This window comes from Aeromonas sp. 600774, from assembly GCF_049175075.1.
Taxonomy (GTDB): Bacteria; Pseudomonadota; Gammaproteobacteria; order Enterobacterales; family Aeromonadaceae; genus Aeromonas; species Aeromonas veronii_A.
Genome location: NZ_JAAKUJ010000015.1, coordinates 1 through 22557, shown reverse-complemented (window position 1 = coordinate 22557; position 22557 = coordinate 1). Strand labels below are relative to the sequence as shown.

Sequence of the window (22557 nt, the reverse complement as noted above, 5' to 3'; positions counted from 1 at the left end):
GGAGTGACCCATGTCTGCCATCCCCTATTCCGTGCTCGATCTGGTGCCTGTTGCCGAAGGTTCCGTACCTGCCGAGTCATTTCGCCGTTCGCGGGATCTAGCCCGCCATGCCGAGGGCTGGGGTTACCAGCGCTACTGGCTGGCCGAACACCACAACATGCCGGGCATTGCCAGTGCCGCCACCTCGGTGCTGATCGGCCATCTGGCCGAAGCCACCACCACTTTGCGGATTGGGGCGGGTGGCATCATGCTGCCGAACCACTCGCCACTGGTGATTGCCGAGCAGTTTGGCACCTTGGCTTCGCTCTATCCGGATCGCATCGATTTGGGCCTTGGTCGGGCACCTGGTACCGATCAGCGCACCATGCGGGCGCTCAGGCGCCAACGCAGCAGTGAGGTGGATGATTTTCCGGCCGATGTGCGCGAGCTGATGAGCTACTTTGGCGACGAGATCGGCGCGGTGCAGGCGGTGCCAGGTCAAGGGTTACATCTTCCTATCTGGCTGCTGGGCTCCAGCCTCTACAGCGCGCAACTTGCAGCGGCGATGGGCTTGCCGTTCGGGTTTGCCTCCCATTTCGCGCCCGCCATGTTGCTGCAGGCGCTGGAGATCTACCGTAGCCAGTATCGCCCCTCCGCTCGCTGGCCCAAGCCCCATGCGGTGGTCTGCATCAACATGATTGCCGCCGACAGCGAGCGGGAGGCCCGCTTCCAGTTCACTACCGTGCAGCAGCAGTTCTTGCGCCTCCATCGCGGTGATGCGGGCAAGCTGCCCGCACCAGTCGTCCGGCTTGACGACGAGTGGACGCCCCGTGAGCTGATGGCGATGGAGCAGACCCTTGCCCGCTCTCTGGTGGGCGATCCTGAGCAGGTTCGTCACGGTCTCAAGGCGCTGCTGGCGGAAACCCGAGCCGATGAGCTGATGTTCAATGGCCCCATCGTTGATCATCAGGCCCGACTGCGCTCTTTCGAGATTGCCGCCGGGTTGATGCAGGATCTATAACTCGCCTCCCCGAATACAAAGGCGCTATCTTGCTCAAAGTGCGTCTGTCGTCCTGATGTCAGGTTATCGCAAAGGGACTGTCGGGGGACTGTAACTCAGCACTACCTTTGAACTAACGCACTGAATTAAAAGGAAAGTCAGGTTGGTGTCAGGCTGCTGTCGTGTCGCATGCAACCCTCCGGCCCCTATGCTGGCCCTGTCAATGACCACAAGGAGTTCGAGATGATCGTCAGGAAGTTGAGATTGCAACGGGGTTGGTCTCAGGATCAGTTGGCAACGTTGACTGGTTTGAGTGTCCGCACTATCCAGCGGATCGAGCAGGGGCAGCAACCCGGACTGGAATCTCTCAAGGCCCTGGCCGCCGTCTTTGAACTCGATGTGGCTCAACTGGATGGGTCAGAGCAACAGGAGCGCGAGATGAGAGGAAGTGACACTATGGGTCAGGATGCGGTGCAGGTATCGGCAGAGGAGCGGGCGGCAATGCGCTATGTGGAGGAGCTCAAGGGCTTCTATCACCATGTCGCCAGCTACGTAGTGGTGATCTGCGGGCTGTTTGTCATCAACTACCTGAGCAATCCGGAGTACATCTGGGCCTGGTGGCCAACCTTGGGTTGGGGGCTGGGGCTTGCCTCCCATGCTGTTCGGGTATTTCAGCCCTTCAAGCTGTTTGGCCCCGAGTGGGAGCGGCGCCAGATCGAGAAGCGGCTGGGGCGCAAGTTGTAACTTCATTCGCCTGAAACAGAGAACACAAAACTGCAAGCCCGGCAGATTGCCGGGCTTTGTTATTACTGCGGGTTGTGGCAATCAGTATGACAGCGACCGCCCACTCACTAGCTGGCGTGAACCGGGCAGGGGGTGGCGATCAGGGCATCATCCTCGTAGCGCCACAGGGTCAGGCTGTTGCCCCAGACGCAGCCGGTATCGAGCGCCTTGATATCGCTTTTGCCGGTGTTGCCCATCAGCGCCGCCCAGTGGCCGAACACCAGAATGGGGTCATCTACGTGATGCTCCCGCTGTTCGAACCAGGGACGCAGCCCCGGAGTTGACTCCTTGGGTCCCTTCTTGCATTTGAAGTCGAGACGACCGTCGAAATAGCAGAAGCGCATTCGGGTGAAGGTGTTGATGATGTAGCGGTAGCGGTCGATCCCGATCAGCTCATCTTTCCAGCCATCGGGCTGATCGCCATACATGTTATGTAGCAGCCAGCTGTACTGGTCTCCGCGCAGCAGGCTCTCTACCTCACGGGCACAGTTGCGGGCGGTACGGGCATCCCATGCAGGAGAGATCCCCGCATGCACCATCATGATGGGCAGCTCCGGATGCTCTGCCAGCAGCGGGCGGTGGCGCAGCCATTCCAGCAGTTCATCCCGATCCGGCGCATCCATCAGGCTTTGCAGCTTGTCTTTCTTCTTGAGCGGTGCAACGCCATTAGCGACCGCCAGCAGGTGCAGATCGTGGTTGCCGAGCACGGTGACGGCGCGATTGCCCAGCCCTTTGACAAAACGCAGTGTATTGAGGGAGTCCGGGCCGCGGGCGACCAGATCGCCGCAGAGCCAGAGCACGTCTTTATCGGGATCGAACGCGGCAAGATCCAGCAGACGGCGCAAGTCGTCGTAACAGCCCTGGATGTCACCGACAAAACAGTTCGCCATGAAACCTCAGTTGATAATATTGGGGATGGCCAGCGTGAAGGGGGCGATGGACGCCTCGAACTGCTGGCCAGAGCCATCTTGCAGGGTATAGCTCCCTTCCATCACCCCGAGCGGGGTCGCCAGCGGCACGCCGCTCTGGTAGCGGTAGGTCTCACCTTCGGCAATGACGGGTTGTTCCCCGACCACGCCCGGGCCTGCCACTTCCAGCATCTTGCCATTGGCATCGGTGATGAGCCAGCGCCGGTGCAGCAGTTGCACCGGGCCGGGTCCCAGATTCTCAATCTCGATCAGATAGTGAAACTGGTAAGGGTCTTTGGATTCCGCCACATATACGGGGTATGGGCGGATCTCGATGTGCGGGAGTGCCACAGGATCAGGCCTTTGGCTGATCTGCCAGCCAGTTGGCGATCATGACAAACTGCTCGAGGGAGAGATTCTCCGGGCGCAGGTTGCCATCGATACCAAGCTCGGTCAGCTGGGCGTCGGTGATGAAGTTGGAGAAGCTGTTGCGAATGGTCTTGCGACGTTGGCCGAAGCCCTCGGTACAGACGCGGTTCAGGCAACGGATATCCTTGGCGACTATGGTGGGATTCTTGTGCGGGATCAGGCGTACCACGGCAGAGTCCACTTTCGGCGCCGGCTTGAAGGCGCCAGGGCCCACTTCCAGCACTGGCACTACCTGGCAGTAGTACTGGGTCATCACGCTCAGGCGGCCATAGGCCTTGCTGCCGGGACCGGCGGCCAGACGCAGAACCACTTCCTTTTGCAGCATAAAGTGCATGTCTTCAACCCGGTCGGCAAACTCGCACAGGTGGAAGATAAGCGGGGTGGAGATGTTGTAGGGCAGGTTGCCGAAGATACGCAGTGGCCCCTTGCCTTCACCCATCAGGGTGCCGAAGTCAAAACGCATGGCATCCGCTTCGATAACGGTCAGCTTGTCCTTGAGGGTCGGGTGCTCACGCAGACGTGCCGCCAGATCCCGGTCCAGCTCGACCACGGTCATCTTGTCCATCTGGGAGGCGACCGGCTCGGTCAGCGCGGCCAGACCCGGGCCGATCTCCACCAGGTTCTGACCCGGCTGCGGATTGATGGCGGCCACGATCTGATCGATCACGTAGCGATCGTGCAAGAAGTTCTGACCGAAACGCTTACGGGCGGTGTGGCCCATGTGCACTTTGTTGCTCTGCACCTTACTGCTCATATCTTTTTTTCTCTACCATCTTGATGGCGTGGTTGATCGCGGTGATCAGGCTGCCCGAGTCGGCGAGGCCCTTGCCTGCCAGATCCAGTGCGGTGCCGTGATCCACCGAAGTGCGGATGAAGGGAAGCCCCAGGGTGATATTGACCGAACTGCCGAAGCCCTTGTATTTGAGCACTGGCAGCCCCTGGTCGTGGTACATGGCGAGTACCGCATCCGCATCCTTGAGGTATTTCTCCTGGAACAGGGTGTCGGCCGGCAATGGGCCGACCAGATCGATCCCCTCCTGGCGCAGTGTGGCCAGAGCAGGTTCGATCACGTCAATCTCTTCACGTCCGAGATGGCCACCTTCCCCGGCATGAGGGTTGAGGCCGCAGACGTAAATACGGGGTTTGGCGATGCCAAACTTGGTGGCGAGATCCTCGTTGAGGATCCGGATCACCTTGCCGAGGCGATCCTCGGTGATGGCCATCGCTACATAGGCCAGCGGAATATGGGTGGTCGCCAGTGCAACCCGCAGTCCCTCGGTTGCCAGCATCATCACCACATCGGCGGTGCCAGACTGCTGGGCAAAGAACTCGGTGTGGCCGCTGAACGAGACGCCGGCCTGGTTGATGATCCCCTTGTGCACCGGTCCGGTCACCACGGCGGCAAATTCGCCGCTGAGGTTGCCATCGCAGGCGCGTTGCAGGGTCGCCAGCACATAGGCGCCGTTGCCTTCGTTCAGCTCGCCCGGTACCACTGGGGCTCCGAGGGGGACCGGACAGACGGTCAGGGTGCCCGCCCGCTGCGGATGAGCAGGGACTCCTGCATCGTAGGGCTCAAGCTCTATGGACAGCCCCAGCAGGGCCGCCCGCTCGCGCAGCAAAGCTGGATCGGCAATGACCACCAACTGGTGCGGCCAATCCTGCTGGGCAATCTGCAGCACCAGATCCGGGCCGATCCCGGCCGGTTCGCCCGGGGTAACGGCAAGGCGACGGCAGCTCATCAGCTCGCAGATCCTTCGACACGGATGTAAGCCTCATCACGCAGCTCATCCAGCCACGCCTGGGACTCTTCCACGAAGCGGCGGTTGTAGATCAGCTGATAGGCACGCTGTTCCAGAGCCTTGTCAGTGGCATCCAGGCTGCGACGATCTTCCACTTGGACGATGTGCCAGCCGTGGCTGGTGCGGAAGGGCGCGCTGATCTGGCCCGGTTGCAGGCGGTTAACCATGTCGCGGAACTCCGGCACATAGACGTTGGGGTCAGACCAGCCCAGTTCGCCACCCTGCACCGCAGAGCCCGGATCTTCGGAGTACTTCTCCGCCATGCTGGCGAAGCTGGCCTTACCGCTCTTGATGTCGTGCAGAATGCCGTCCAGCATCCCCTTGGCTTTCTCTTCGCTCAGGATGATGGAAGGCTTGATCAGGATGTGACGGGCCTTCACCTCGGTCTGCATCACCTGCTGCTGGCCCTTGGTGTCGAACACCTTGACGATGTGCAGACCGGCGCCGGAGCGCAGCGGGCCGACGATATCGCCCTTCTTGGCACCCTGTACCGCTTCGGCCATCAGGGTCGGCATCTCTTGCGGGCTCATCCAGCCCCAGTCACCCCCTTCCAGCGCCTTGGGACCGTTACTCTCGGCAATGGCCAGTTTGCGGAAGTCGGCACCTTGCTTGAGGGCGGCCAGAATGCGCTCGATCTTGCTCTTGGCTGCATCCAGCTGGGCGGCGGTCGGGTTGTCCGGCAGTGCAATCTGGATATGGCCGACGTGGTATTCGTTCTGCTGTTGACCCTGTTTCTTCAGGATCTCCACCACTTGCTTCACCTCCTGCTCGGAGATGTTGATGCGACGGCGCACCTGGTTGCGGCGTACCTCGTTCATCAGGATCTCGCGGCGCACCTCTTCCCGATACTGGGCATAGGTCATCCCTTCACGGGCGAGCTGGGCACGCAGTTGATCCAGGGTCATCTTGTTGTCGGCGGCGATGCCCTGAATAGCCTGTTCCAGCTGGGTATCGCTGATCTTCAGCCCCTGGCGATCCGCCAGTTGTAACTGAAGGCTCTCCTGGATTAGACGGTCGAGCGCCTGTTTGCGCAGAGTGGCATCGTCAGGCAGGGACTGGCCGCTCTCCTGGGCGGAGAGTTTTACCTTGTTGACCAGTGCGTCCTGTTGACTGGACAGCACTACGTCCTTGTTGACCACGGCCAGCACCTTGTCCATCAGCTCGGGTGCAGCCAGAGCGGCCTGGCTCATGGCGCCGAACATTCCCGCGGTCAGCAGGGCAATCAGGTTCTTTTTCATATCCATCTCTCAAGGCTGGACCAGCATCATTGCTGGTCTTTCAGATTAAACGGGCGAACATAGGGCAACAGCTCGGTATCCAGTGTGACACTGCGGCCACCGGTACCCACACTGCCAAGTCCCTTCATTTCAAACTGCAGACCAATGACTTTTTCCGAAGTTGGCTTCAGGGTGATATTGTCCGGCTGGTTGTGCCACTCCAGGCTCATGTTGATGCTCCAGCAGCAGGAGTCGTATTTGACACCGATTTTGCGGTCAATGTTCACATCCTGCTTGATATCACGGTAGTAACCGCCATACATCTGCCACTGATCGGCGATCGGTGCCATCATCACCAGGCCAGCCTGGCTGAGGTCTTCGGCCAGATTTGGGTTGCTCGGGTAGCGATAGTCCCGGTTGCCGTCCTGGATATAACGGTAGTTGACCTGGGTGGTCAGCTTGCCGGCCCGATATTCGACCGCACCGTTGCCAGCAGTAAAATCACCCTCGGAGGTGTCGTACTGGCTCCCTACATGGGCAAACCACTCATCGGTGATCCGGGCATCACCTTCGAACGAGAGCAGTGAGCGCGAATTGGTGCTCTTGGGATCCGATGAATAGAGGCGTACCTTGGGGGGCGTCATTTCGAAGGCCTGAGCCACCGCCAAGCGTAACCTTTCATCACCCACATTGTCATAGACCCGGCTGGTCAAGCCAGCGGTAACCCGGTTGGCATCACTAATGCGATCGAGACCGGCATAGCGGCGATCGCTAAACAGGCTGTAGTAATCCTGACGGGTTGTGGTGGAGTCGTAGATCCCGATCTCATCCTGATTCCGATAGGGTACATAGAGATACTGAAACTCCGGCTCAAGCGTTTGGGTGCCCTTGCCATCATACCAGTCAATCGAACGATCGAAGTTGAGCCCGCCCTTGAGTCGGAAGGAGGGAAGGGTGCGATTGACGGTTCCATCCGCCAGGGTCAATTGCTTGCTTTCAACATCGGTGAAGCGGGTTCGATCGGTGGCTACCAGATCCTTGGGAACCTCCTGGTTGTAGGAGGTAAACATCAGCTTGTACTGGCTGGTGAGGTAATAGCCGGGCGCATCCACCAGAGGAATTGTCAGGGCGGGCGCTAAATGAAATCTGGTGGCAGTGTAGCGTTCACCGGCTTGCTGGGCAGTGGCACTGCCGCTGTCATAGCCAAACTTGGTCAGCTCGCTGTTCCAGGCCAGATCGAACCACTGACCCTGCTGGTAGTAGTTGTAGTTGATGCGTGGCAGCATCTCGTGAGGCAGCAAAGCACCAGGCAACAATATCTGGTAGCGGCGTATCTCCGAGGTGAGGTTCCAGTTTTGTTGGTAGTAACCAGCAGTAAAGGATTGCTGCAACTGGCTGTCGACCTGGGTACCTACTTGCGGACTGAAGTCATTGAAGTAGTTGTAATCCTTGTCCCGGACTTTGGTGTAATCGATACCAAAGCGTAGCGAACCATCCATCAGGGTGGAGCCGTGACGGACGTTCAGCAGATAGCGATGGCCATCAGAGAGGTACGGCGTTCCTGTTGAAGGGTTGGTAAAGCTTGGATTGCCCGAGTCAAACTGCTTGTCATCCCTCAGATTTTCAAAATAGAGGGTGCCGATATGGGCGGGATCCGGCATGTAGCGGAACTCCACCTGTTCCATCAGGCCTCGCCTGTCCATGAAACGAGAGGTGATGGTGGCATCGTAGTTGGGGGCAATGTTCCAGTAGAAGGGCTGGGTGATCTCCATGCCATTGCCGGAACTCTGTTTGTAACCCGGATAGAGCAGACCTGTCTTCCGTTCATCCTTGATGGGAAAGTTGATGTACGGAAAATAGAACACCGGGTAGTCATAGAGCCAGAGACTGGCGTTCCAGGCTTCACCGAATACCTCTTTCTGGTCGATATCGATGTTGCCTGCCTTGAGGGTCCACACCTCCTGACCGGGGGGGCAAGTGGTGTACTGGGCCCCCTCCATGGTGATGTTCTGGTTGTTGTTGGTCATCACTACGCGCTTGGCAAAGCCGCGCACCGGTGAGCCATGCACCTGATACTTGCCCTCTTCCAGCTCGGAGTTCTTGGTATCCAGATTGGATTTGAGGGTCTTGTCGCTGGTGACGGTCACCTGACCGTCGTTGTAATAGATGTTGCCGATGGCGATGACATCCCGGCTCTTCTGATCGAGCTGGGCATAGTCGGAGTCAAACTTGCGAACACCCTGACGAACCTTGACGTCACCTTCATAGACGGCGGTGCCGCCCTGTTTGGCCTCGAGACGGTCAGCATCAACCTCGACCGGCTGTGCGTTGGCATCCTGATCCGATGCTGGCTTCTCTATCTTGGGAACATAGTCATAGCAGAGACTATCAAGAATGCCGGTGGCTGGCGGCGCTTCGAACGGAGCCGCCTGCACCATCACAGGGGCAAGTGCGGGGGCCAGACTGATAGTCAGGGCGATGGGATAGCGGTACCCCAGTGTCCATTTGGTCATGTGAAAGACTCGTGCAATCCGTGATAGATACGGTTGATCCAAGGCATGCATTTTACGACAGGTTTCATCGAGTTGACATTGCATGTCATTGCTTTATGTTAGCCGGCAATGATAAAGCATTATTGCGGCCAGGGCTAACAGCCAAGTGCTGCTTTCCACCTTGGTCCCCGACTTATGCACGATCGCGATTCCCTGCTATTGCGGTGGGCACGCCAGATATCAGGCGATGCCACCCTTCAGTTGACCCTTATTTCCGGTGATGCCAGTTTCCGCCGCTACTACCGTGGTGCAGGGCTGATATGGGTAGATGCCAATCCGAAAACCGAAAAAAATCATGAATTTGTTCGTAACGCGGCCGCCTTGCTGGCGCGTCAGCTGCTGGCGCCAGAGGTGAAGGCGGTGGACTACGAACAGGGCTTGCTGGCGCTCAGTGACCTGGGCGATACCCAGCTTATCAGCCGCCTGAACGAGCACAACGTGCTGGCCTGGTATGGCAAGGCCATTGATTTGTTGCCCCGACTGGGGGCAGTCGACCTGGCACTTGAACCCTTCGATGCCGCTTTTATGGCACGGGAGAACAGTATTTTTCCCGAGTGGCTGCTGGGCCACCATCTAAAACTGACCCTGAGCGATGAAGAGCAGCAGTTGCTCGATGAGACCTTTGCCTGTCTCACAACCTGCAATCTGGCTCAGCCGCAAGGGGTCATGCACCGGGATTTCCACAGTCGCAACCTGATGGTATGTGGCGGAGATACCCCCGAGAGCAGCACCCTTGCCATCATCGATTTTCAGGATATGGTCATCGGGCCGCTCACCTATGATCTGGTCTCCCTGCTGAAAGATTGCTACGTACGCTGGCCAGACGAGGTGATCGATGAAGGGATGCGGCACGGCTTTGCCACCCTGCAACAGGCGGGTCTGCTTGGTGAGCTCGATTATGCCAGTTTCCGTCGTGATGCCGACCTGACCGGCATGCAGCGCCACCTCAAAGCTGCGGGGATCTTCACCCGGCTCTATCATCGCGACGGCAAGCCTGGCTATCTCAAGGATATTCCCCGTACTCTCGGCTATGTGGTGGATGTCTGTCGCACTCATGGTAGTGCCTATCCGGTACTGGCCCGTTTTGGTCAGTGGCTGGAGCAGGTTGTGTTGCCGGGGATTGCCAATGCAGGGGTTAAACCATGAAGGCGATGATCTTGGCCGCTGGCCGTGGCGAGCGGATGCGCCCGCTGACCGACCTGCTGCCCAAGCCGTTGCTGGCGGTGGGGGGCAAACCGCTTATCGTCCACCATATCGAAAAGCTCAAAGCCGCCGGGGTGACCGAGTTGGTGATCAACCACGCCTGGCTCGGCCACAAGCTGGTCGAGAGCCTTGGTGATGGCAGTGCGCTTGGCGTGACCATCCACTGGTCAGCCGAAGAGAGTGCGCTGGAGACTGCGGGCGGCATCGTGCAGGCGCTGCCGCTGCTGGGCTCTAAACCCTTTTTGGTGATCAACGGCGATACCTGGCTCGATCTCGATTATCGCACTCTGGTCAGTCAGCCCCTTGGCGATGATCTGGCACATCTCTGGCTGGTGCCCAATCCGCCCCAGCACCCTAGCGGGGACTTTGCCCTGCAAGGGGGGCGAGTCATGGATACGCCAGCGTTTACCTTCAGCGGGGTCGGACTATATGATCCGGCGGCCTTTGCCGGTCTCGCGGGCGGTGCCCGCAAGCTGGCGCCCCTGCTCCGTGACTGGATGGCGCAAGGGCGGGTAGGCGGCAGCCTGCTCGCTGGCGAGTGGCGCGATATCGGCACGGTCGATCGACTGCGCGAGCTGGATGACCAGCTCCAGGCCCGCACTCATTAACTTCAAGAGGTCTTGAACCATGCGTATTTGGGGTAAGGTGCTGGGCGCCTTCTTCGGTTTTCTGCTCGGCAATATCATCGGCGCCCTGATTGGCCTCTGGATCGGCCACCGTTTCGACCGTGGCATGGGGTTGCAGGGGGCGTTTCGTCGCGGCCCGAGTCAGGAGCAGCAAGCCGTCTTCTTCCACGCCACCTTCTCGGTGATGGGTCACATCGCCAAGTCAAGCGGTCAGGTGACCGAACAGGAGATCCGGGTTGCCTCCAACCTGATGGATCGTATGCGGCTGGCGGGCGAACAGCGTGCCCGGGCACAGGAGTCATTTCGTCTCGGTAAAGAGGCCGACTTCCCGCTGCGCGAGACCCTGGCCGAGTTCCGCCGTGCCAGTCTGGGGCAGCGCGATATCCTGCGCTTCTTTCTGGAAGTACAGCTGCAGGCCGCCTTTGCCGATGGTCGGGTAGAGGATGGTGAACGTGCCATCCTGCACACCATTGCTGATGAACTGGGATTCAGCCGCATCGAGCTGGCCCGCATTCTGGCGATGGCCGAGGCGCAGATGAACTTCTTCAATCAGGCCCATGGCAAGTATCAGGGGGGCGGTGCGGGTGGCCAGCAGTATCGGCAGGCGCCTCCCTCGGCGGATCGCCTCAAGAATGCCTACCAGCTGCTGGGGGTAAGCGAGAGCGACAGCGATCAGGATATCAAGCGCGCCTACCGCAAGGAGATGAGCAAGCATCACCCGGACAAGTTGGCCGCCAAGGGGTTGCCGCCGGAGATGATGGAGATGGCCAAGGAGAAAACCCAGGAGATCCAGCAAGCCTGGGAGTGGATCCGTGAGGCCCGCGGTATCCGTTAAGTGCCAAAGTCAGGCTGGAACAGACAATAAAAAGCCCCGCAGCAGTGCGGGGCTTTTGTTTTGCCTGTTTTATCCGGGCCGTCTTACTTGGCCGGAATGGCTTCCAGTACGTGTACCAGCAGTTGCCAGAAACGCTCGACTGCCGGGATGTGTACCTTCTCGTCAGGGGAGTGGGCACCGCGGATGGTCGGGCCGAAGGAGACCATGTCCCACTCCGGGTAGGCACTCTTGAACAGACCGCACTCGAGACCGGCATGGATCACCATGACGTTGGGCATGGTGCCGAACAGGGTCTGGTAGCTATTGCGTACCAGCGCCATGACGGGGGAGTCCACGTTCGGCGCCCAACCCGGGTAGGCACCGGTGAATTCGCAGCTGGCGCCTGCCAAGGTGAACAGGGAGCGGGTCATCTGCTCGATGCTCTCGCGACCGGAGTCGATCAGGGAGCGGATCAGGCACTGGACGTACACTTCGCCATCCTGAGTCTTGATGACCCCCAGGTTGGTAGAGGTTTCGGTCACGCCGGGCATGGCATCGCTCATGCGCATCACGCCGTTCGGGCAGGCCATCAGGGCATCCAGCAGGCGCTGCTGCAGGGAGACGCTCATCAGCTTGGCCGGTTTAGGGGCGCTGTTGACCAGCACGGTCAGGTTTGGCTCGGTGGCGGCCAGTTCGGTCTGGTAGATCCCGGTATAGCGGTCAACCAGCGCCTTGAACTCGTTTACGCTGACAGCAGGCACCAGCAGGGTGGCACGGGCTTCGCGCGGGATGGCGTTGCGCAGAGTGCCGCCGTGGATCTCGGTCAGACGCACACCCAGCGGCTCGGCTGCTTTGAGCAGACGCACCAGCAGCTTGTTGGCATTGCCACGACCGCGATGGATATCGCAACCGGAGTGACCGCCACGCAGCCCTTTTACGGCCAGTTCGAACGCTTCACCTTCAGCAGCATCAACCAGCTCGAGCGGGAAGCGGATATTGGCATCCACACCGCCAGCGCAGCCCATATAGACTTCGCCATCCTCTTCGGAGTCGGTGTTGAGCAGAATTTCGCCCTCCAGCCAGCCCGCTTCCAGACCGAAGGCGCCGGTCATACCGGTCTCTTCGTCGGTGGTCAGCAGCACTTCCAGCGGGCCGTGCTTGATGGTCTTGTCAGCCAGTACGGCCAGACAACCGGCCATGCCGATGCCGTTGTCGGCACCCAGGGTGGTGCCACGGGCCGTGACCCACTCGCCATCGACATAGGCATCGATGGGATCGTTGGCGAAGTCGTGTTTGGTGTCGGCGTTGGCCTGCGGCACCATATCGATGTGGGCCTGCAGTACCACGGCTTTGCGGTTTTCCATCCCCGGGGTGGCCGGTTTCTTGATGATGATGTTGCCGACCTTGTCCTGCTTGACCGCCAGACCTTCCCCTTGAGCCCATTGGATGATCCAGGCGCTCAGTTTGGCTTCATGTTTGGAAGGGTGGGGGATGGAGCAGATCTGTTCGAAGAAATGCCAAATCAGTTTGGGAGAGAGAGAGCTAAGCTGTGCCACGTCGGGACTCCTTACCAGCACGGAATTAACAGGGCCCCATCAGCGGGCCGGGGAAGAGGATAACGATAATACAGTCAATCACACAAAAATGTGAGCAATCAGCGCAAATCGCAGGCAGCTTGTGCTGGCTGATGGCAACCAGGCAGTACGATCGTCAGGTTCGGACGACGCTGACCGATAGAAAAGAAAATGTGTGACCGATCTCACAAAAATATTGAATTTAACGCACCGACTGGTAAATTAGCTCCCGTGGTTCGCCACCCGTCAGGATGACGATGAAAGCCTCCAGGGAACCGAAGCAAAGCAAGTGCGCCTCCATGGAACCGAGTGTTCGTTCAAGGATTTGAGCCCGCATAAAGGTACGTAACTTGTTAAGCAATCAGGAGTTTCAATATGCCAGGCAGCAACTCAACCTATTGGTTTGCCCCCTCTTTGTATACCCAGGGTTTCAGCTACCCTAACCCCTTCGTCACTCGTCGCTAAGACGAGCTGCCCAACCAGGCAGAGGCGAGAAAGCAGCAGGTGCGTGAGGTAAATCCTCCCCCTGCTATTTTTTTATCTGCGATTTGCCGCACAGCCCATTTGGACTCGGCAGCAGGGACGGCAGGTTAGTCGTTTGGCGCTCGAGATGGGCCGAATGGAGAGGGTGATGCCGATTTTTCCTGTTTTTGGCATACGTTTGCCAGGCATTTTCTCTGCAAACGGTGCTATCATATCGGCCCAACAGCCTGTCCGCGGTTTGGACACTTCATCTAACCGATCGCCGGATAAGCCCATCTTGCTTCCATTGTTATCAGATTTGCTGCCGAGGCTTAGCCCTGAGGCAGCCGAAGTGCAATCTGAATTCAGTCGGGCAAGGGCCGTCATTTACTGGCATTCGCAGGGATAATTGCGGGTGTTTTTATTTTAAGTGATTGTTTTAAATAACTATTCGAGATCGATAACATGCCGAAAAAGTTCTATGTGTCGTGGGACAACCTGCAACGTGAAGCTCGCCGTCTGGCCCGTCGTCAGCTGCCTGTCAGCCAGTGGAAAGGTATCATCGCGGTCAGCCGTGGTGGTCTGGTGCCCGCAGCCCTGATGGCCCGTGAACTTGGCATTCGTAATGTGGAAACCCTCTGTATCTCCAGCTATGACCATGACAGCCAGCGCGAGCTGGTGGTCGTGAAGGCTGCCACCACCGCCGGTGACGGCGAAGGCTGGCTGGTGGTGGAAGATCTGGTAGACACCGGCACTACCGCCAAGGCGATCCGCGAGCTCTACCCGAAAGCCAAGTTCATCGCGATTTTCGCCAAGCCGATGGGCGAAGCGCTGCTGGACGATTTCGAAGTGGCGATCCCGCAGGATACCTGGATCGAACAGCCTTGGGATATGGCACTGGAGTTCGCCACACCGATCTGCGACGAAAAGTAACGGGATCGGGATGTGACGCTCGCTGCGTCCATTGGTCGCAACCGGCAATGATGGTTTCACTGGGCTCCAATTTGGAGCCCTGTTTTTTTGTGTATCAATCTGTTGCAGGGTGGCTGATGGACAGTAAAAGTGGTTAAGATGAGCTATTGCCTGATATGAATGGGACACTATCTTGGACTTGAACGAAGACCTAAACCTGACCGAACAGCTCTTTACCCGCGTCAAGAAGGTATTGGAAACATCCGAGATCTCCAACTCCAGTGCGGCTGATCTGGCGCAAGCCGAGTCAGACGAGATGTTTATCGACGGCTCCATGTCAAAGAGCTGGTATCGCCTGCTGCGCCGACCCTCCTGGACCTGGCAGGGGGCTGATCCCATCGAAGTGGAGCAGACCCTGGCCCGTATCGCCATGGCGACCGGCGAGCGCACCCACGATTGCTATCTCGATACCATCAAGGGCTATGTGCCTGGCAACTGGATCTACGAGTGGAGCCAGGTGGCTGGCAACTATTTCAAGCAGGGCCGCGAACTGCGCGAGAAGGGTGATCCTTCTGGTGCTTTGAGACAGCTGCTCAAGGCGGTGCGCTACTACTCCATCGCCAGCTATCCCCATCTCAAGGATGACGAGCTGGCGGATCAGGCCCAGCTGCTCGGTAACATGGCCTATCGCGAGGCGGGTCGCCTGTTCAAGGTGCCGCTCAAAGAGATCCAGGTGCCTTTTCGCGGCAAGCATATTCAGGGTTATCTCCACCTGCCGACGACCGAAAAACCGGTGCCGCTGGTGATCATCAGCGGCGGGATCGACTCCCTGCAGCTCGATTTCCTCAACTTCTATCTCAAACGGCTCGAGCCCAACGGTATCGGCATGCTCTCCCTCGATATGCCCGGGGTTGGCTATGCCGAGCATTGGCCGCTGGTGCAAGATACCAGCCGTCTCCATCAGGCGGTGCTCCATTACCTCTCCGAAGTGGCCTGGGTCGATCATCAGCGTATCGCCATGGTGGGGATGCGTCTGGCGGGCAATATCGCAGCCAGACTGGCCTTTATCGAACCGTTCAAGCTGCGCACCGTGGTCTGTGTCGGCGCCGGGGTCAATCAGGTGTTTACCAATCAGGAGCTGTTTGCCAAGTGCCCGCGCATGATGCGGGACAGTCTGGCCAACCGGTTGGGGGCTGATGCGGCGCAGTGGGACGGCATGCGTACCAAGTGCCAGGTTTTTTCACTTAAAACTCAAGGATTACTGGGGACTCGCACCTCAGTGCCGATATTGAGTATTGGACACAAGCGAGATTTTATTTGTCCCGAGCAGGATGTACGGGCATTGGCGGCGGCCAGTCGTAACGGCAAGGCCATCGTATTCGACAAACAGCCTTTGCTGGAGGTGTATGACAAGGCACTGGACGAAATCGTCGAGTGGCTGAAACAGCATTTGTGTACCTGATATTGCGCTAAAGAACTGACGCCATCCCGAGGTGGTGCGGCTTGTTTAACAGGGAGGTTAGCATGTCTGAAAGAGTGACCTACAAGCGACTGCTGAGGCAGTTTGCTGCCATTGGCCCCTATTTGCGCGAAGATCTCTGCGAAGAGGGGCGTTATCGTTTCGACTGCCTGTCGGTCTGTGTCAGCGCCAAGCCGGCGCCGGACAAGCGGGAGTTCTGGGGCTGGTGGCTGGTGCTGGAGCAGGACGATCACCATTTCCGTTACCACTATCAGCTCGGTTTCTACAATGCTGATGGTGAGTGGCTGGACAAGCCGATCCCCAAGAAGCACCAGGTAGAAGTGGAACGGACCCTCAACCGTTTCTACAAGCTCATCAGCGACAAACTGACGGCACTGGAGTGCCAGTTAGCGCCAGCGGATCAGGTCACCAATGAGTTGACCGTGACCGCGGCTTGATCCCTGATGCCCGGCGAGCAGCATCCCGCTGTTTGCCGGGCCATCAGTCAGCCATCTCCCCTTCCGACCGCAATCATCCGGGCCTTTGCTTCATCTCCTCACCCCCGGCGTTAATTGCCTTGCAGGGCTCCATGGCCGTGGGTATAAAGATATTCCTTACTTTTTTAGCCTTTATGCTCCCATGGAAAACAGAACCATAGTCGTCAAGTTGGGCACCAGCGTGCTCACAGGGGGGTCTTCCCAGCTCAATCGTGCCCATATGGTCGAGCTGGTCAGACAGTGTGCGGCCTTGCACCGTCACGGCCATCGGGTCGTGGTGGTCACCTCGGGGGCGATCGCCGCCGGGCGTGAGCATCTGGGGCACCCGCCACTGGCGCCAACCTTGCCCAACAAGCAGATGCTGGCGGCGGTCGGTCAGACCCAGCTCATTCGGGTGTGGCAGGATCTGTTCAACCTCTATGGCTTGCATATCGGCCAGATGCTGCTGACCCGCGCCGATCTGGAAGATCGGGAGCGCTATCTCAATGCCCGCGACACCATGCGCACTCTGCTCGATCACCGCATCATTCCGGTCATCAACGAAAACGATGCAGTGGCGACCGCAGAGATCAAGGTGGGCGACAACGACAACCTCTCCGCCCGCGCCGCCATCCTGGCCGATGCCGATCTGCTGATCCTGCTCACCGACCAGAAGGGGCTGTTTACCGCCGATCCGCGTACCAATCCCGATGCCCAGCTCATCGAAGAGGTGCAGACCATTGACGATACCCTGCGCTCGCTGGCAGGTGACAGTGTCAGCGGCCTCGGTACCGGCGGCATGGCCACCAAGCTGCAGGCGGCCGATGTGGCACGTCGCGCCGGCGTCAACGTGGTGATTGCGACCGGCCAGATGCCGGAGGTGATCGGCCGTCTCGCCAAGGGCGAGCGTATCGGTACCCTCTTCCCGGCGCTGGCCTCCCCGCTGGAAGGGCGCAAGAGCTGGATCCTGGCAGGCCCGCCCCCTCACGGCGAAGTCCATGTGGATCAGGGGGCTGTCGCCGCCATGAAGGATAAAGGCTCCAGCCTGCTGCCCAAGGGGATTGTCGCAGTCAAGGGCGACTTTATTCGAGGCGATGTGGTGCGCATTCTTGATCCCAAGGGCGCCGAGCTGGCCCGCGGCATCTGCCGTTACGACCATCTGGAGCTGGATAAGCTGCGCGGCGTCCACTCGGACCAGATTGAGCAGGTATTGGGCTATGGCTACGGCTCTGTGGCTATCCATCGAGACGACATGGTGCTGCTCTAATCAGGGCGGCACGGCATGAACAAAGGGAAATGAGATGAGTCTGGAGAAAATAGGGCAGGCGGCCCGTGAAGCCGCCTATCAGCTGGCTACTGTCAGCACGGCGCAGAAGAACCGGGCGCTGGCCGCCATCGCCGACGAGCTGGAGGCGCGCAGTGAGCAGATCCTCGCCGCCAACGCGAAAGATATCGCCGCCGGCCGTGAGGCGGGCCTGTCAGAGGCGATGCTGGATCGCTTGCTGCTTAATCCGGCCCGGCTGGCCGGTATCGTGGCCGATGTGCGCAAGGTGATCACGCTGGACGATCCGGTCGGCGCCGAAATGGATAGCCGGGTGCTGGAGAATGGCCTGCGCCTCTCCCGTCGTCGGGTGCCCATCGGGGTTATCGGCGTCATCTACGAGGCGCGTCCCAACGTCACCATCGATATCGCCAGCCTCTGCCTCAAGACCGGCAACGCCAGCATATTGCGCGGCGGGCGCGAGACCTTCCACTCCAATCTGGAGCTGGTGCGGGTGATCCAGCATGCCTTGGCGGCCTCCGGCCTGCCCGAGGCTGCGGTGCAGTACATCGACAACCCGGATCGGGCGCTGGTGGCCGAGCTGCTGCGCCTCGATCGTTACGTGGACATGATCATCCCTCGTGGCGGTGCCGGCCTGCACAAGATGTGCAAGGAGAACAGCTCCATTCCGGTCATCATCGGCGGGTTCGGCATCAGCCACATCTTCGTCGACGAGAGCGCCGATCTGGTGCGCTCTCTGGCGGTTATCGACAACGCCAAGGTGCAGCGCCCCTCCGCCTGCAACGCCCTCGATACCCTGCTGGTACACGAGAAGGTGGCCACCACCTTCCTGCCGCAGCTGGTCGCTCTGATGAACGAGCGCAAGGTGACGCTGGTGGCCGCGCCAAACGCCATGACGTTGCTGGCGGGTGCCGACAACCTGTGCGAGGCGGGGCCGGAGGATTTCGATACCGAGTGGCTGGGACTGACCCTGGGAGTCAAGCTGGTGGCGGATGTGAACGAGGCGCTGGCCCATATGCGCGAGCACAACGCCGGCCACTCCGATGCCATCCTGACCAACGATCTGGCCAACGCCGAGCGTTTCGTCAACGGGGCCGGTTCGGCGGCGGTCTATGTGAACGCTTCGACCCGCTTCACCGATGGCGGCCAGTTTGGGCTGGGGGCTGAAGTGGCGGTGTCGACCCAGATGCTGCACGCCCGTGGCCCCATGGGGCTGACCGAGCTCACCAGCTACAAATGGGTGGGGCAGGCCGATTACCTTAGCCGCGCCTGATAACCGGTTGTTTCAGATATAAAAATGCCGACCCTTGGGTCGGCATTTTATTTGGCGGATATCGGGAAGATATCAGGCGATCGGGTTACTCCCCCTGATAGAGCACCTTGTCACCGGATTTGAGCACATAGCCCTTCCAGGGGAAGAGGGTGTAACCGCTGCCCTGCCACGACCAGTTGCCTTCCATCCCCTGACGGGCAAGCTGGTGCTGCTCACCGGTGGGCAGGGTCAGTTCGGCCTTGCTCTGATCGGTGTTGAACAGCACGAACGCACTGCTGGTCTGGCTGGCATCGGTTGGATTGAGCCGGATACCCTCTTCAAACAGGCGCACACATTTGCCAGTCAGCGCTGACCACTGATAGCCCGCACTGCCGATACAGCCGTGGCTGTCGCGATCGCCGCCCACCAGATGTTGTTCCGGTGTACTGCATGCCGCCAGCAGCAGAGAGGCGGCCATCAGGGTCAAGGTGCGCATGGTTACTCCTGCAGATCCCGTTCGATGACGATGTTGGAGAATCCCAACTCTTTGAAGTAGTTCTCCTGGTAATCCTTCACGCTTTTCTTGTCGCGGCGACAAACCTGAGCCAGCTGGGCCTCCATGGCGTGAAAACTGGTGAGATCCAGCCCTTCGGCAGCAGCGATGGCGTCGTAGATGCTGCGGAACTTGTCGTTCGCGTAGCCGATCTCTTTGGCCTGTTTTTTATAGGTATACGTAATCTTAAAGGCCATCTTGCCCTTCCTTCTTCGATTTGGCTTGCTTGCGCTGGACGTAGAGGTAGAGGCTTTCGACCTTCTCCCGAGCCCAGGGGGTCTTGCGCAAGAACTTCAGGCTGGACTTGATGCTGGGATTATCGGTGAAGCAGCGGATATTGATCTGCTGCCCCAGCTCTTCCCAGCCGTAGTGTTCGACCAGCGCGGTGACGATGGTTTCCAGCGTCAGCCCGTGCAGCGGGTTGTTCTTCTGCGAGGCGTTCGGTTGCTCGCTCATGCCTGTTCCGCCAGCTTGGCAAAGGGCTGACCCATGCGGGTGGTGACACCGTTGGCCAAGTGAGGTTCGAAACCGGCCAGCATGCCCGGGCCAAACAGGCAGACCACGGTGCTGCCCAGCTTGAACAGGCCCATTTCGGCGCCTTTCTGCAGAGTAATGGCCTCGTCGCCGGTGTAGTCCCAACGCACCACCTTCTTCTCTTTGGTCGGCGCAATATTGCCGGCCCAGATGGTCTCGATGCTGGCCACGATAGTGGCGCCGACCAGCACCAGCGCCATCGGGCCGTGTGGGGTGCGGAAGGTGGCCACCACACGCTCGTTGCGGGCAAACAGGTTAGGCACGTTCTCGGCGGTGAGCGGGTTGACGGAGAAGAGATCCCCCGGCACGAACACCATGCTCTCCAGCACGCCGTCCAGCGGCATGTGGATGCGGTGGTAATCCTTGGGCGCCAGATAGATGGTGGCGAAGTCGCCATCCTTGAACGGCGCAACCAGATCCTCATAGCCGCCCAGCAGCTCGCGGGCGCTGTAGTCGTGGCCCTTGGCCTGGATGATGCGACCTTGCTGGATCGGACCGAGCTGGCTGACGGTACCATCCACCGGCAGCGCCAGGGTCAGGGCATCTTCTACCACGGGGCGGATACCGGGCTTGAGCTCGCGGGTGAAGAACTCGTTGAAGCTCTTGTAGTGGGCCGGGCTCTCGTGCAGCGCCTCGCTCATGTCGACCTGATACTGCTTGATAAAGGCCTCGATCACTTTGGTGGTGATGTTGCCCGCTTCGGCGGCGGCAAACTTGCCGATCAGACGGGAGAGGGCGTGCTTGGGCAGACAGTATTGACCGGCAATTTTCAGGTTGTCAGTAATGCTCATGTTCATCATCAACGTAGGTTTATTAGGGTCACAGGCGCGCTTGCTGGCGACCGTGACGGGCTTCCTGCATGGTTTCCAGGATGCGGTGATAGTTGTGGAAGCGATCGGCGCTGATAGCGCCCGCGTCGACCGCGGCGCGCAGGGCACAGCCGGGATCGTCCTTGTGGGTACAGTCGCGGAACTTGCAGCCACCCAGATAGTCGCGAAACTCGACGAAGCACCAGGTGATGCGGTCGGCCTCCAGATGCCAGAGGGCGAACTCGCGGATCCCGGGGGAGTCGATGAGATCGCCACCGCTCGGGAAGTGGTAGAGCCGCGCCGTGGTGGTGGTGTGCTGGCCGAGCCCCGAGTTTTCGGAGATCTCGCCGGTGAGTACATCCAGCCCCGGCATCAGGGCGTTGGTGAGCGACGACTTGCCCACCCCGGACTGGCCGACGAAGATGCTGATCTTGTCGGTCAGTGCGGCTTTCAGCTCATCCAGCCCTTCGCCGCTCTCGCAGCTCACCAGCAGCACCTCGTAATTGAGTTTGCGGTAGGTTTCGAGCTGGCTTTCGATGCGCGCTCTGGCGGCATCATCGAGCATATCGACCTTGTTCAGCACGATGAGGGGGCGGATCTCCACATCCTCGGCGGCCACCAGGTAGCGGTCGACGATGTTGGTGGAGAACTCGGGCATCACCGCCGAGACGATGATGATCTGGTCGATATTGGCGGCGATGGGTTTGACCCCGTCGTAGAAGTCCGGCCGGGTCAGTACCGAGTGGCGCGGATGCACCGCCTCGATGACGCCCGCTGTCGCGGCATTGAGGCCGGGACGCCACACCACCTTGTCGCCACAGACCAGACTGCTGATGCTGCTGCGCCGCAGGTTGCTGCGGTGGATGGTGCCATCGACCGCTTCCACGTCTGCGTGCTGACCAAAACGGCTGATCACCACCCCTTCAATGGCGGGGCCAAACAGGGTGTCATCCACCACTGTGGTGTGATCTTTTTGCAGCCGCCGTTCGCGGTTGGCCTGGACGCGCCTTTGTTGACCCAGATTGAGTTTTGCTTTCTTTGCCACTCGATTCGCCAGTTTATGAACAGATCCAAAGCCAGTATGATACATGCAAATTGGCAAAATTCCGCCATTCCTCCCAATAGAGAGAGCAATCATGACAGTCAGCGCGCAGAACCTGGTATGGATCGACATGGAGATGACGGGTCTCGACCCCGAAGAGAACGTGGTACTGGAGATTGCCACCATAGTCACCGACAAGGATCTGAACGTACTGGCCGAAGGGCCGGTCATCGCCATTCATCAGAGTGATGAAGAGCTGGCCAAGATGGACGACTGGAACGTCAACACCCATACCAAGAGCGGTCTGGTAGCCCGGGTCAAGGCGAGTCAGCATGACGAGGCGAAAGCCATTGCCGAGACCCTCGCGTTCATTCGCCAGTGGGTGCCGGAGCGCACCAGCCCGCTGTGCGGCAATAGCATCGGTCAGGATCGCCGCTTCATGGTCAAGCACATGGCCGAGCTGGAAGCCTTCTTCCACTACCGCAACGTCGACGTCAGCACCATCAAGGAGCTGGTACGCCGCTGGCAGCCGGAACTGCTGGAGCAGTTCAAGAAGAGCGGCACCCACCAGGCGCTGGACGATATCCGCGAATCCATCGCCGAGCTGCAGTTCTATCGCAGCCACGTCTTCAAGATCTGATTCCCCGGCAAGGGGTTGTCATGCGCTGGCTGCTAAAATCGACAGTTCGGCCAGCTTTTGAGCGAACGCGCGCAACCAGACAAAAAAGCCCTTGCAATTGGAATGACTGCTCTTATAATTCGGCTCCCGTACAGTAGCGCAAGCAACCAAATGCTGTACGGCCTGTTTTAAGGTAGTTGCGGGAATAGCTCAGTTGGTAGAGCACGACCTTGCCAAGGTCGGGGTCGCGAGTTCGAGTCTCGTTTCCCGCTC

23 protein-coding genes and 1 tRNA gene are annotated in these 22557 nt (G+C 59.3%); 12 read left to right on the top strand and 12 right to left on the bottom strand.

Features of this window, described 5'->3' with window-relative positions; translation table 11 throughout:
• The first annotated feature begins 10 nt into the window (after window positions 1–10).
• Both G5171_RS16450 and G5171_RS16445 read left to right on the top strand, forming a co-directional pair.
• Window positions 11–1000 (top strand): luciferase-like monooxygenase, encoded by a 990-nt coding sequence (locus G5171_RS16450; protein WP_421244805.1) that lies wholly within the window; start codon window positions 11–13, stop codon window positions 998–1000.
• 222 nt (window positions 1001–1222) lie between these two features.
• Window positions 1223–1723, top strand: a complete 501-nt coding sequence (locus G5171_RS16445) for a 2TM domain-containing protein (protein WP_021231934.1) — start codon at window positions 1223–1225, stop codon at window positions 1721–1723.
• Between the two features lie 107 nt (window positions 1724–1830).
• On the opposite strand, the gene G5171_RS16440 is transcribed toward G5171_RS16445, so the two are convergent.
• From G5171_RS16440 to lptD, 6 genes are read right to left on the bottom strand one after another with little or no spacing between them, the layout of a single operon-like run.
• On the bottom strand, window positions 1831–2652 hold the full coding sequence (locus G5171_RS16440) for a symmetrical bis(5'-nucleosyl)-tetraphosphatase (protein ID WP_005341040.1): 822 nt from the start codon (window positions 2650–2652) through the stop codon (window positions 1831–1833).
• 6 nt (window positions 2653–2658) lie between these two features.
• Window positions 2659–3021 (bottom strand): Co2+/Mg2+ efflux protein ApaG, encoded by a 363-nt coding sequence (gene apaG / locus G5171_RS16435; protein WP_005341038.1) that lies wholly within the window; start codon window positions 3019–3021, stop codon window positions 2659–2661.
• A gap of 4 nt (window positions 3022–3025) precedes the next feature.
• A complete protein-coding gene (rsmA, locus tag G5171_RS16430) occupies window positions 3026–3853 on the bottom strand; it encodes a 16S rRNA (adenine(1518)-N(6)/adenine(1519)-N(6))-dimethyltransferase RsmA (protein ID WP_236348086.1) in 828 nt (275 codons plus the stop codon).
• On the bottom strand, window positions 3843–4838 hold the full coding sequence (gene pdxA, locus G5171_RS16425) for a 4-hydroxythreonine-4-phosphate dehydrogenase PdxA (protein ID WP_216980183.1): 996 nt from the start codon (window positions 4836–4838) through the stop codon (window positions 3843–3845). Before pdxA ends, rsmA begins: the two co-directional genes overlap by 11 nt.
• Window positions 4838–6136 carry a peptidylprolyl isomerase SurA gene (gene surA / locus G5171_RS16420; RefSeq protein ID WP_421260434.1) on the bottom strand — a complete coding sequence of 433 codons (1299 nt, stop codon included), beginning with the start codon at window positions 6134–6136 and terminating at the stop codon, window positions 4838–4840. Before surA ends, pdxA begins: the two co-directional genes overlap by 1 nt.
• A gap of 26 nt (window positions 6137–6162) precedes the next feature.
• Window positions 6163–8628, bottom strand: coding sequence for an LPS assembly protein LptD (gene lptD, locus G5171_RS16415; RefSeq protein WP_421260433.1), 2466 nt, complete (start codon window positions 8626–8628; stop codon window positions 6163–6165).
• Between the two features lie 174 nt (window positions 8629–8802).
• Between lptD and G5171_RS16410 the strand changes: the two genes are divergently transcribed.
• Genes G5171_RS16410 through djlA form a run of 3 tightly spaced genes read left to right on the top strand, consistent with a single transcriptional unit; the run spans window position 8803 to window position 11331 of the window.
• Window positions 8803–9813, top strand: a complete 1011-nt coding sequence (locus G5171_RS16410; protein WP_421260432.1) for an aminoglycoside phosphotransferase family protein — start codon at window positions 8803–8805, stop codon at window positions 9811–9813.
• A complete protein-coding gene (gene murU / locus G5171_RS16405) occupies window positions 9810–10478 on the top strand; it encodes an N-acetylmuramate alpha-1-phosphate uridylyltransferase MurU (RefSeq protein WP_421251595.1) in 669 nt (222 codons plus the stop codon). The genes G5171_RS16410 and murU overlap by 4 nt, the downstream gene beginning before the upstream one ends.
• A gap of 19 nt (window positions 10479–10497) precedes the next feature.
• Entirely contained in the window at window positions 10498–11331 is an 834-nt protein-coding gene (djlA, locus tag G5171_RS16400; RefSeq protein WP_421251594.1) for a co-chaperone DjlA, read from the top strand.
• A gap of 83 nt (window positions 11332–11414) precedes the next feature.
• On the opposite strand, the gene G5171_RS16395 is transcribed toward djlA, so the two are convergent.
• A complete protein-coding gene (locus G5171_RS16395) occupies window positions 11415–12866 on the bottom strand; it encodes an aminoacyl-histidine dipeptidase (protein ID WP_421260431.1) in 1452 nt (483 codons plus the stop codon).
• Window positions 12867–13811: 945 nt separating this feature from the next.
• Between G5171_RS16395 and gpt the strand changes: the two genes are divergently transcribed.
• The 5 genes from gpt to G5171_RS16370 all read left to right on the top strand — a co-directional run bounded on the left by gpt (window position 13812) and on the right by G5171_RS16370 (window position 18748).
• Window positions 13812–14279, top strand: a complete 468-nt coding sequence (gpt, locus tag G5171_RS16390; RefSeq protein ID WP_005339007.1) for a xanthine phosphoribosyltransferase — start codon at window positions 13812–13814, stop codon at window positions 14277–14279.
• Window positions 14280–14451: 172 nt separating this feature from the next.
• Window positions 14452–15720 (top strand): esterase FrsA, encoded by a 1269-nt coding sequence (frsA, locus tag G5171_RS16385; RefSeq protein WP_421260430.1) that lies wholly within the window; start codon window positions 14452–14454, stop codon window positions 15718–15720.
• A gap of 62 nt (window positions 15721–15782) precedes the next feature.
• Entirely contained in the window at window positions 15783–16175 is a 393-nt protein-coding gene (gene crl / locus G5171_RS16380) for a sigma factor-binding protein Crl (RefSeq protein ID WP_005339003.1), read from the top strand.
• A 181-nt stretch (window positions 16176–16356) separates the two neighbouring features.
• Window positions 16357–17460: a glutamate 5-kinase gene (gene proB / locus G5171_RS16375; protein ID WP_005338991.1), complete on the top strand. Its 1104-nt coding sequence runs from the start codon at window positions 16357–16359 to the stop codon at window positions 17458–17460.
• Between the two features lie 34 nt (window positions 17461–17494).
• On the top strand, window positions 17495–18748 hold the full coding sequence (locus G5171_RS16370; protein ID WP_421260429.1) for a glutamate-5-semialdehyde dehydrogenase: 1254 nt from the start codon (window positions 17495–17497) through the stop codon (window positions 18746–18748).
• Between the two features lie 85 nt (window positions 18749–18833).
• Here G5171_RS16370 and G5171_RS16365 read toward each other — a convergent pair whose 3' ends face one another.
• The 5 genes from G5171_RS16365 to rsgA are packed head-to-tail and all read right to left on the bottom strand — an operon-like array spanning window position 18834 to window position 21668.
• Window positions 18834–19223: a hypothetical protein gene (locus G5171_RS16365; protein WP_106842274.1), complete on the bottom strand. Its 390-nt coding sequence runs from the start codon at window positions 19221–19223 to the stop codon at window positions 18834–18836.
• A 2-nt stretch (window positions 19224–19225) separates the two neighbouring features.
• Window positions 19226–19477, bottom strand: a complete 252-nt coding sequence (locus G5171_RS16360) for a DUF2960 domain-containing protein (RefSeq protein ID WP_005338984.1) — start codon at window positions 19475–19477, stop codon at window positions 19226–19228.
• Entirely contained in the window at window positions 19467–19736 is a 270-nt protein-coding gene (locus G5171_RS16355) for a VF530 family DNA-binding protein (RefSeq protein WP_120414856.1), read from the bottom strand. Before G5171_RS16355 ends, G5171_RS16360 begins: the two co-directional genes overlap by 11 nt.
• Window positions 19733–20605, bottom strand: coding sequence for an archaetidylserine decarboxylase (gene asd / locus G5171_RS16350; RefSeq protein ID WP_421260428.1), 873 nt, complete (start codon window positions 20603–20605; stop codon window positions 19733–19735). Before asd ends, G5171_RS16355 begins: the two co-directional genes overlap by 4 nt.
• A 28-nt stretch (window positions 20606–20633) precedes the next feature.
• Window positions 20634–21668: a small ribosomal subunit biogenesis GTPase RsgA gene (gene rsgA / locus G5171_RS16345; protein ID WP_041202348.1), complete on the bottom strand. Its 1035-nt coding sequence runs from the start codon at window positions 21666–21668 to the stop codon at window positions 20634–20636.
• Between the two features lie 91 nt (window positions 21669–21759).
• Between rsgA and orn the strand changes: the two genes are divergently transcribed.
• A complete protein-coding gene (gene orn, locus G5171_RS16340; RefSeq protein ID WP_421260427.1) occupies window positions 21760–22305 on the top strand; it encodes an oligoribonuclease in 546 nt (181 codons plus the stop codon).
• A 178-nt stretch (window positions 22306–22483) separates the two neighbouring features.
• Window positions 22484–22556 (top strand) — tRNA-Gly (locus G5171_RS16335).
• The last annotated feature ends 1 nt before the right edge of the window (window position 22557 follow it).

Coding starts and splice junctions, on each gene's coding strand:
- proB (WP_005338991.1), top strand. CDS start 16,357: ATGGAAAACAGAACCATAGTCGTCAAGTTGGGCACCAGCGTGCTCACA.
- surA (WP_421260434.1), bottom strand. CDS start 6,136: ATGAAAAAGAACCTGATTGCCCTGCTGACCGCGGGAATGTTCGGCGCC.
- asd (WP_421260428.1), bottom strand. CDS start 20,605: ATGAGCATTACTGACAACCTGAAAATTGCCGGTCAATACTGTCTGCCC.
- gpt (WP_005339007.1), top strand. CDS start 13,812: ATGCCGAAAAAGTTCTATGTGTCGTGGGACAACCTGCAACGTGAAGCT.
- G5171_RS16360 (WP_005338984.1), bottom strand. CDS start 19,477: ATGGCCTTTAAGATTACGTATACCTATAAAAAACAGGCCAAAGAGATC.
- crl (WP_005339003.1), top strand. CDS start 15,783: ATGTCTGAAAGAGTGACCTACAAGCGACTGCTGAGGCAGTTTGCTGCC.
- G5171_RS16370 (WP_421260429.1), top strand. CDS start 17,495: ATGAGTCTGGAGAAAATAGGGCAGGCGGCCCGTGAAGCCGCCTATCAG.
- murU (WP_421251595.1), top strand. CDS start 9,810: ATGAAGGCGATGATCTTGGCCGCTGGCCGTGGCGAGCGGATGCGCCCG.
- djlA (WP_421251594.1), top strand. CDS start 10,498: ATGCGTATTTGGGGTAAGGTGCTGGGCGCCTTCTTCGGTTTTCTGCTC.
- rsmA (WP_236348086.1), bottom strand. CDS start 3,853: ATGAGCAGTAAGGTGCAGAGCAACAAAGTGCACATGGGCCACACCGCC.
- G5171_RS16410 (WP_421260432.1), top strand. CDS start 8,803: ATGCACGATCGCGATTCCCTGCTATTGCGGTGGGCACGCCAGATATCA.
- G5171_RS16450 (WP_421244805.1), top strand. CDS start 11: ATGTCTGCCATCCCCTATTCCGTGCTCGATCTGGTGCCTGTTGCCGAA.
- lptD (WP_421260433.1), bottom strand. CDS start 8,628: ATGACCAAATGGACACTGGGGTACCGCTATCCCATCGCCCTGACTATC.
- pdxA (WP_216980183.1), bottom strand. CDS start 4,838: ATGAGCTGCCGTCGCCTTGCCGTTACCCCGGGCGAACCGGCCGGGATC.
- G5171_RS16440 (WP_005341040.1), bottom strand. CDS start 2,652: ATGGCGAACTGTTTTGTCGGTGACATCCAGGGCTGTTACGACGACTTG.
- G5171_RS16365 (WP_106842274.1), bottom strand. CDS start 19,223: ATGCGCACCTTGACCCTGATGGCCGCCTCTCTGCTGCTGGCGGCATGC.
- orn (WP_421260427.1), top strand. CDS start 21,760: ATGACAGTCAGCGCGCAGAACCTGGTATGGATCGACATGGAGATGACG.
- G5171_RS16445 (WP_021231934.1), top strand. CDS start 1,223: ATGATCGTCAGGAAGTTGAGATTGCAACGGGGTTGGTCTCAGGATCAG.
- G5171_RS16355 (WP_120414856.1), bottom strand. CDS start 19,736: ATGAGCGAGCAACCGAACGCCTCGCAGAAGAACAACCCGCTGCACGGG.